The following is an 8,952-nucleotide window of genomic DNA, read 5'->3' on the forward strand; positions in this document are numbered from 1 at the left end:
CCTTAGTGAGTCTTTCCTACAGTTTATGCGTCAGTTTCGGGCTTTATTTTCACAAAAAAGTACAATCTATCAAAGTAAAGAAGCATGGTTATAAAGCCAATAGCTTTAGTCGTCACGGCCTTAATCAACTTCGGCAGATGTGCCGGCATCAAGTTCAACCTTGTCCCGATTTACTACGGACGATCAAAAAGCTATTTCGGTGGATTGTTCTTCAATTAACTCATTATCAGGCCATAAAAATAGCAGGGTAGAGTAGGAGTAGCCTAATAAACGTACAGTGTGCTGAAGATCAAGAATAATACTTTCTGAAGAGAGCTTCCATGGTAAATTTAGCAGACGGTCAACCGACTGGATGAAAGGTGTAAAAACGTGCCTGCGAACGCAGCAGTAGGTTCGGCATGACGTTTTGTACTGAACCTGCTTTTCTGGTGTCGTTCTGAACTCAGTACTTATTTTTTGAGTTTGTTACCCAAACCGGCATCAGTCGGTTTTCCATTTTGTGATTACTATATTTACAAGGTAGATTTTGTCAACTAAAACCCGATTAATCATGTCACTTCGTTTAGGAGATATTGCCCCCGATTTTGATGCCGATACTACTCAGGGTCCCATACACTTTCACGAATGGCTGGGTAACGCCTGGGGGATGCTATTCTCGCATCCCGCCGATTTTACCCCTGTTTGTACCACCGAACTGGGCAGAACAGCCTTATTAAAAGATGAATTCGGGAAGCGTAACGTGAAAGTGATTGCTGTATCGGTCGATGATCTGGATTCGCATAATCGCTGGACCCCTGATATTAAAGACGTTACCGGTTCGGAAGTGAACTTTCCGATCATTGCCGATTCTGACCGGAAAGTAGCGGAATTATACGATATGATCCATCCTAACGCCAGCGAAAAAACCACTGTGCGTTCGGTGTTCATCATTGGACCCGATAAAAAGATCAAACTAACGCTAACGTATCCTGCCTCAACGGGCCGTAACTTCAATGAGTTGATCCGGGTAATAGACTCGCTACAGCTAACGGCTGACTATCAGGTAGCTACCCCCGCCGACTGGGAGCAGGGGGATGACGTAATCGTGACACCTGCCGTTACCAATGATCAACTGGAAGCTAAGTTTCCCAAGGGCGTAACATTTGTGAAACCTTACCTGCGCACCACGCCCCAGCCTAATAAGTAGTGGCTGTGGTTTTGCGGGTTTTTAAAACCTTCTAACTTCTCAAGGCGTTACAAACTTCATTACAAACCAAAATAATGTAACGTTATGGCGAAGCAAAACAATAACCCAGAGCATTCCGAAGGGCCAGTGGCCAAGGCGATTGAAAATCAGACAGCCAAATTGCCATCTGACATTTTTTTATGGGCCTCATTAGGATCAATGGCCGCTTCATTATACCTACAGGCTAAAGGAGACCGGGACCGCAGTTTGTTCGTTGGTCAGTGGGCGGCTCCCTTCCTGTTGCTGGGTCTGTACAACAAAATAGTTAAACTGGAAGGTCACGATTAGACAGCATACAATACGTCCGTTTAAGAAAGCCCTCTGTGTGTACAGAGGGCTTTCTTGTGTTCGGCGGCTTTGCGTATAAAGCTGTAATTTTGACCCACATTGCGATCAACTGAATGAAGTTTCGTGTTTTAGTAAAGCTTACTGTCCGTCGGTACGGTTTTCTGATTGTCGCTATAACATTGATAGTGGCAGGAATATGGGTTGTTCGATCAAAGCAACCTGATGAAATGAACTGGCGTTTTGTGAAGGCGTTTGGTATTCGCGTACCGATGCGTTATGGTATCCACGGAATCGACGTTTCGCGGCATAACGACCGCATTGACTGGTCGCGTGTTCGGCGTATGGAAGCAGACGGAGTGCGCCTGCAGTTTGTGTTCATCAAAGCCACCGAAGGAGCAACGATGGCGGATAAAAATTTTGGCAAAAACTGGAAAGAAGCCCAACGAATAGCCCTGCATCGGGGTGCTTACCATTTTTATCATCCTACGCGTGATCCGCTAAAGCAGGCTGATAACTTCATTCGCCACGTAACACTCAGGCCGGGTGACTTTGCACCCGTGGTTGACTTTGAAGTGGTAAACGGGCAGTCTGACAAAACAATTGTGGATGGCTTGCGTCTGTGGCTGGAAACGATAGAGGATCATTACCAGGTTCGACCGATCATTTACACAAATGGAAACCTCTATCGACGGTATATAAAGGGAAACCTGGATGAGTATCCCCTGTGGATAGCTGATTACTCAACCAGTCATCCTGGTCGGTACGATGCGGACAAACTTTATTTCTGGCAACACAATCAGCGTGGTTGGGTACAGGGCATCAAAGGACAGGTTGACTTCAATGTGTTTGTTGGGGATGAATCCCGGATGCGTGAAGTCTGCCTGTAAGTGCTCTGCTCCGTCCTTATAAATTAACCTTTGTCAACGCTGGTGGGCTGGCCAGCCACTCGCTCGCTTTTTTGCCAAAGTCCTTCATATGTGGCATCTGACTATGGGCCAGCAGGCCGGCTTCATCTTCCCATATTTCGTGCATGATGAACTGGCCCGGATGCTCCGCGCTTTCATATAATTCATAAAGCTGGCAGGCTGCTTCCGTACGTACCTGGGTTACCAGTTCATGTAATCCGTCTTTCAAAGCCGCTTCGGCACCAGGGCGGGCTATAATGGTCGCAAAAACTAATAAGGGCATGTCGATAATTGGTATGTCTGGATGAAATGTAGCGTTTTTTGGTTATTCCTGCCAGATTTCCCAGGCTTTTTCTGCCTGTAGCTCCAGCATTCGCAGTCCATTGTACACGGCTGCACCGCGCTCTTTGGCTAATTTCATGCCTTGTGTTTCGGCGGGATTATAAACCAGATCGTACAGTAGATGCCGGTCTGTTAATTGCGGGTAGGGGAGGGCTGGTGCTTCATTACTATGGGGGAATGTGCCAACCGGCGAGGCATTGATAAGTAAGTGAAAGTCCGCTATTAACGTGTCCAACTCGTTATATGTGAGGGTATCGTCTGTCTTTGTACGCGACACAAATTTATAGGGAATGCCCATATCTGCGAGGGCGACCGTAACCGCTTTAGAAGCCCCCCCCGTGCCGAGCACCAGTGCCTGTAAGGTGGCGGGTACTCGATTGAGGGTAGTCAGCCAGTCTGTCAATGACTGTCGAAAACCGTAATAATCAGAATTATAGCCTGTTCGTGAGCCATCTGATTCCAGTTTAATAACGTTTACGGCGCCAATTTTTTCGGCAGCTGCATCCAGCCGATGCATATAGGGTAATACGGCCTGCTTGTGGGGAATGGTTACGTTCAAACCGCGTAATCCACTGAGGTCAAAGAGGGATGGCAAAGCCGAAAGGTCCGGCATGTCGAATAAATCATACCGGGTATCCAGGATACCTTCCCGTGCGAATTTCTCCGTAAAGTACCGCTGCGAGAACGAATGCGTAAGGGGAAAGCCGATGAGGCCGTAACGAGTCATACTAATTTGCTTAAAACAGGATGCCACTGCTTGTGTGCAGTGGCATAGGTGATGCAATGAAGAAAGATACAGACCAGTTTGCTAGGTGCGCTTTTTGAAAAACTGAACAATAATTGGCAGGACAGACAAGCCTACAATGCCAAACACAACTAGTTCGAAGTTTTTTTGCACTATTGGGAAATTACCGAAGAAATAGCCCAGTAGTGAAATACTCGTTACCCAGAGTACCGCTCCCATAATACAGAACTTGATGTACGTGCTATATTGCATACTACCGGCTCCCGCCACAAAAGGAGCTATCGTCCTGACAATGGGGATAAAACGGGCTATAATAACCGTTCGTCCACCGTATTTTTCATAAAACTTTTCGGTTTCGGCGATGTATTCCCGCTTGAAAAACAGGATTCTTTCCCGTGATTTAATTTGCGTACCAAGAAAGCGGCCAACGAAATAGTTGACGTTATCGCCCAGCAGGGCGGCTCCAATCAGCAGCGGAATAATAACCCACACACTCAGGTCATTCGTTGGGCGGGCTGCCAGCGCACCTGCCGCAAACAGGAGCGAATCGCCGGGGAGTAGGGGCATCACAATCAGGCCCGTTTCCGTAAAAACAATCAGGAAGAGGATGGCGTATAGCAGTACTCCGTATTCGTTAGCCCATAGATCGAGGTAGCGATCCAGGTGCAACAGAAAATCAAGTAATGATTTGATAAGGTCCATAGTTGGTTTGTAGAGACGTACTAGTCTGTGTATCTACAGTTTATCTAAGAAATGCGTGAATGTATCGCCCCGCAGGCCCAACCGAATAGTTTCTAACGGAATAACTTCATGAGGAGCAATATTACCCAGATTTACGTTGGCACCCAGCAGTTTCACAAACCAAACCTGTTGTTCTTTTTGCGGGGCTTCCCACAGGATGCTCTCGAATGGAATCTGGGTCAGAATTTCTTCAACAAGTCCCTGCCGCACTTCGCCACTGGAGCGAAACAGGCCGACGGTACCGCCTTCCCGGGCTTCTCCAATTACTTTCCAGGCTCCTGCCTGCAACTCGGCTTTCATCAATTGAATCCACTTATAGGGAGGAATAATTTTAGCTTCGTCCTTTGATCCCACTTCCGATAACACCGTTACCTGAGTGGCTAACGTCCGGATGTATTCGCATTTTTCATCCTGAGGCATGTCAATCGAACCGTCCGACACTTCTGCGTAAACCAGACCGTACTTATCCAGTAGTTTACGGTACTCATCGAATTGCTTACGGACAACGAATGCTTCAAACAGGGTACCGCCAAAATAAATGGGCATGCCGGCTTCCTGATAAACAGCAATTTTTTCCTTCAGGTTTGGGGTAACGAATGAGGTAGCCCAGCCCAGTTTAACAATGTCAGTATGATTGGCAGAGGTAGATAAAAAATCTTCCACTTCGCGTATACTCAGCCCTTTATCCATAACCATAGTTAAACCGCTTTGACGGGGTTTAGCGGTACGGTCGGGTATCTGCGTAAGCGTATAATTCATGTGTGTAAGTAAATAAGCCTATTTAAAATCGCCCAAAAGTAGCATAAGTCTTGAAAACCTCCCAAGAAAGTCCATAAGAAATAGCATTATATTAGCTTGTAGCTTAGTTTAATACTATTTTTGCCCAATACGAACACACCTGTTTCGCTTTATATGGATAAGTTGACAAATTCGCGTCTTGCGTACTTCCATGCTCACATAGGCCACGATATGAGCAATAGCCCGTCGCCTTTCGGGCGCTGGCTCAAGGGAACTATTCGTGCGGTTGAGTATGGTAGTATGGTTGCTGAATTTGTTGTTCGTGAAGAGATGACTAATCCCGCCAATGTCTTGCATGGTGGTGTTTCGGCGGCTATTCTGGATGAATTGATTGGTGCAATGGTCGTCTGTCTTGGCCGCGAGTATGCCTACACATCGGTTAATTTGACGGTCGATTTCCTGCACGCGGCCTGGCTTGGGGATCGTGTAACGGCAACTGCGAAACTCATCAGGGCCGGGAAAAATATTGTACACTGCGAAGGATATATAGCGGCTCAAGACGGAAAAATCGTTGCCAAATGTGCCACTAACCTAATTCAAACCACCGTGAGAGTACCTTCCATAGCGGAGTGAACTTTCCGGGCAAGTATAGCTGGAATCTCTGGTTACCAGGCTTTAAGGCATCCCTGCAAAATTATATCCTGATTGAACCGGGTCTGCAATACTGAGTCGTTGTTGTGAAACAATAAATCTTTTACACACTACTCTATTCAGGTTTACGCAACTAGGCTGCAATGAGTCAAAGCCATTTTTTCAGAAGGGGGGTAACCCGATAAGTTCCGGTGAGGGATAATTTCGTATCCGCTTTGATAATGCAGTGAGGTATTTTTTTTGCATCATTCAGAGCGCAAGGATGGGCTTTGGGGTAACTAATATAATGCCTAAATACTACAGCAGACGCCAAAAGAAGTGATAGTAGTAGTCGGTAACTATAGAAATAATTTTGGAAGAAATAAGATAATGTCAGGAAAAAAGCATTTGTTCTATGGTAAAGAGTACAATTGTTTTTTTATCACCTGATTATCCCTATTATTGACAATTCATAAGAAATGAGGCAATTTTAAACACTTTTCTGCCAGATTAGTAGTGTTACATGTAAACGTAATTTAGATTTGGTTGCAAACGATGAAGGGTATCTACTGGCTTGTTGCATGGAAAAATTATTGCAAATGATGAAAAAAAATTATTGACTTTTGTGATTCAGTCTTAACATTGCAAAAAAAAAGCCTGTAGAGTCCGTTTAGCTCCTAATTTGATTGGTTGAACAGATGATAGATGGAATGTTATGAAGAAAGTTCTTTATGGATATTCCGGCAAAATTAATAAGGTGCTCTTGAAACATTTGTCAGGGAATGGTAGTCATATAGCATAAGCGACATGACCGGGTTCATTCTTACCCTAAAAACTGTCAATGATTAGAAAGGCATTCGAGTGTATACTTTCATCCGAAGGTCAAATTTTGTACTAGTTTCTTAATGTAAAATTGTCAGGTCAAATCAACGTTTAACTTTTAAAACATTGCGTCAAATTAACTCAATAAATATGCGAACATTTATCCAACAACACCCCATGAGGATGCTGGCTGGACTCGTGTTGCTAAGTTTTGCAATACCTTCTTTCAGTCTTGCTCAACAGGCTGATACAGTCCGGGTTCAAACAACCACGCCCAGCGGGAACTACGAGCGCGAGAACATCTATCGTTTAGGCAAAGGAATCTACACAGATACCTTACGTCGTAACGATTTCAAAGCACAGGCTGCCGATGTGGCTGAACTTGATGATTGTGATACCACATTCCAGACGTTCGTGTTGGTTCGGCGATTATCTCCCTGGCGAATTGGTTTGTTTGCCGGTCCAAACTTTGCCTATTGCGGAACCTGGGAAAATACCTTTGGTCCCAATAAGCGGGATAATACGCTTTATAACGGTGCCGGTTTCAATATCACGGCCAATGTAGACTATTTCCTGACACCTGCCACGAGAAGGCTGCGGTTTGGAATTGGTGCTGCTTTCGGTTACCAGAACTACATAACCCGCAGTATCTACACCGATTATTTATATAGTCTGGCTGCATCGCGTGGTTTTAATAACTCTCAGGTAACGATCAGCCAGCGTGCTTCGGAAGATATGTTTCTGACTGTTGGGCCGGTTCTTACTTTCACACTCGCCAGAAGCCGTCGCAACCCGGATGCCACAACATTTATTGAGTTGGCAGCACGCGGAGGCTTGTTCCGCACGGAGGCTGCAACGATAGCCGCTTTCACCCCGTCTACGCTGACCTTGCCAAACGTCCCGTCATTCGTGCAGGGAGGGGGTCTTATTCGGTCTGTTAATCCAAGTGCACATCTGTATCACTTAGGGGCATTAGGATCAGCCGCCATATTCTTCCCATTGAAGAACAACTGGAACATCGGTATTCAGGGACAGGGCTTTATTACTAAGATAAACTACCTGATTATTAATGGTATCGACGATCAGTTGTATGAGTTTAAGCGTAAGCACGGTGGATTTAGTGCTGGCTTAGCGGTTCGAAAAGGATTTGTTCAGAAGAAACTTATTCCTAAAGCTCCTGTATCCTGCCCAACCTGCGAACAGATTCCAGAACTGGACGTACAGTTTAACAACGCATCACTCAAAGGAGCCTCTCTGTCGTACGTCGATAATTCGAACGCAGCACAGTCAGCTCCTGTTAATACGGCGGCAACGGCACCAGTCATTAGCTGGAAGAGCACGACACCCAACCCACGGAACGAAACCTTTACGGCTCGTTTATACTATCGGCCAGATTCAGTAGTTGCCGGTAACACAGATCAGATAATTGCTCAGGTAGAGAATAGCACGGATACTTCCCTGCCATTTCCGACTGCTTACTTTTCAGGCGGTCAGTTGAACCCTGGTTTCTATTACGTTACCGTCCACAACAAACAGGTTGCCAAGTGTGGTACATGTATGAGTGAAGTGGCCACAACGAGCTTTGCCAGTATCCGTCCGAAACCACCAACTCCTGATTGTAAGTACAACCACAAACTGGAGCGGCTGGAAGTTTACTATCGTACGCCATACACCCGCGAAGTGGCTAACGTCTGTTACTGTAATGGTACGGTCACCTCGGTTGGCGACACCGTTACAAGACTTCGCTACCGCGGCCTGAATCGTGGCCTGGCGATGGGTACGGTTGAGTTCGATACGAACACTGTAATCCTGAACATTAACGAACTACCAGGTGGCCTGGCGCAGCAGCTGCAGGCTGAGAAAGCTAAAATCGAAAGTGGCAATGCTATTCGCTACAAAGGCCGTCGGGTACGCCCACAGGTTCAGTACTTCCGCGCTGTGTTCACCGTTACGAAACTGCCTTGCAACGGTCAGCCTGAGCAAGTGGTAGGTAGCTTCAACACAACGATTAGCGACAATAGCTACACAATCACCGACCTGAAACCGCTGACAGATGCTCAGAAAGCTAAACTGCTGGCACCTCCCGCACCCAAAAAAGCGACACCACGTCGCCGGGCCGGTAACAGTGGCCGCCGTTCAGATGTTATGTTCGGAGTAGAGTAAAGATCAACAACGACAAAAAACCGGGAGCCAACGCTTCCGGTTTTTTGTTTTGTGTCCCTATCCTAAGTACAGGACAAAAGTAGGGAGTAGCTGATGTTGAGGTAGTTTTGTGTCGCTAAACGTAAACCCCTCCAACTACTCCCTATGCAAAGTAACGAAGATGCTGTCTACGATGCCATCAAAGATCATTTTCAATGTGATAAACGGCGTATCCGCTTTATGGCCCTGCTGATCATTGCCCTCTTGAAACTGGCTGACTCCTCATTGGCTCAATGGAGTCTGGCTATCAACCAAACCACCCTGCGGGCTTCCCGACTCAAGCGACTGCAACGATTGATGAGCCGGTTTAATTT

The 8,952-nt window shown here is 46.2% G+C and carries 10 protein-coding genes; 6 read left to right on the forward strand and 4 right to left on the reverse strand.

From position 1 onward, the window contains the following. Positions 1-550 precede the first annotated feature (550 nt). From B157_RS0108940 to B157_RS0108950, 3 genes are all read left to right on the forward strand, one after another. Positions 551-1,186 carry a peroxiredoxin gene (locus tag B157_RS0108940; protein ID WP_020603008.1) on the forward strand — a complete coding sequence of 212 codons (636 nt, stop codon included), beginning with the start codon at positions 551-553 and terminating at the stop codon, positions 1,184-1,186. 84 nt (positions 1,187-1,270) lie between these two features. Beyond that, a complete protein-coding gene (locus B157_RS0108945; RefSeq protein WP_020603009.1) occupies positions 1,271-1,513 on the forward strand; it encodes a hypothetical protein in 243 nt (80 codons plus the stop codon). A gap of 227 nt (positions 1,514-1,740) precedes the next feature. Further along, positions 1,741-2,400 carry a glycoside hydrolase family 25 protein gene (locus B157_RS0108950; RefSeq protein WP_020603010.1) on the forward strand — a complete coding sequence of 220 codons (660 nt, stop codon included), beginning with the start codon at positions 1,741-1,743 and terminating at the stop codon, positions 2,398-2,400. A 16-nt stretch (positions 2,401-2,416) separates the two neighbouring features. On the opposite strand, the gene B157_RS0108955 is transcribed toward B157_RS0108950, so the two are convergent. From B157_RS0108955 to B157_RS0108970, 4 genes are all read right to left on the reverse strand, one after another. Beyond that, positions 2,417-2,701: a putative quinol monooxygenase gene (locus B157_RS0108955; RefSeq protein WP_020603011.1), complete on the reverse strand. Its 285-nt coding sequence runs from the start codon at positions 2,699-2,701 to the stop codon at positions 2,417-2,419. Positions 2,702-2,743: 42 nt separating this feature from the next. Further along, on the reverse strand, positions 2,744-3,487 hold the full coding sequence (locus B157_RS0108960) for a shikimate dehydrogenase family protein (RefSeq protein WP_020603012.1): 744 nt from the start codon (positions 3,485-3,487) through the stop codon (positions 2,744-2,746). A gap of 81 nt (positions 3,488-3,568) precedes the next feature. Beyond that, positions 3,569-4,207: a DedA family protein gene (locus B157_RS0108965; protein ID WP_020603013.1), complete on the reverse strand. Its 639-nt coding sequence runs from the start codon at positions 4,205-4,207 to the stop codon at positions 3,569-3,571. Between the two features lie 33 nt (positions 4,208-4,240). Beyond that, positions 4,241-5,005 (reverse strand): phosphosulfolactate synthase, encoded by a 765-nt coding sequence (locus tag B157_RS0108970; RefSeq protein WP_020603014.1) that lies wholly within the window; start codon positions 5,003-5,005, stop codon positions 4,241-4,243. Positions 5,006-5,158: 153 nt separating this feature from the next. On the opposite strand from B157_RS0108970, the gene B157_RS0108975 reads away from it, so the two are divergent. From B157_RS0108975 to B157_RS34805, 3 genes are all read left to right on the forward strand, one after another. After that, a complete protein-coding gene (locus B157_RS0108975; RefSeq protein ID WP_020603015.1) occupies positions 5,159-5,617 on the forward strand; it encodes a PaaI family thioesterase in 459 nt (152 codons plus the stop codon). A gap of 1,002 nt (positions 5,618-6,619) precedes the next feature. Continuing rightward, entirely contained in the window at positions 6,620-8,599 is a 1,980-nt protein-coding gene (locus B157_RS0108985; protein ID WP_020603017.1) for a hypothetical protein, read from the forward strand. Positions 8,600-8,743: 144 nt separating this feature from the next. After that, the coding region (locus B157_RS34805; RefSeq protein WP_041951994.1) for a hypothetical protein at positions 8,744-8,952 on the forward strand (209 nt) is incomplete at its 3' end.

The sequence above is a fragment of the Spirosoma spitsbergense DSM 19989 genome, assembly GCF_000374085.1.
GTDB lineage: Bacteria > Bacteroidota > Bacteroidia > Cytophagales > Spirosomataceae > Spirosoma > Spirosoma spitsbergense.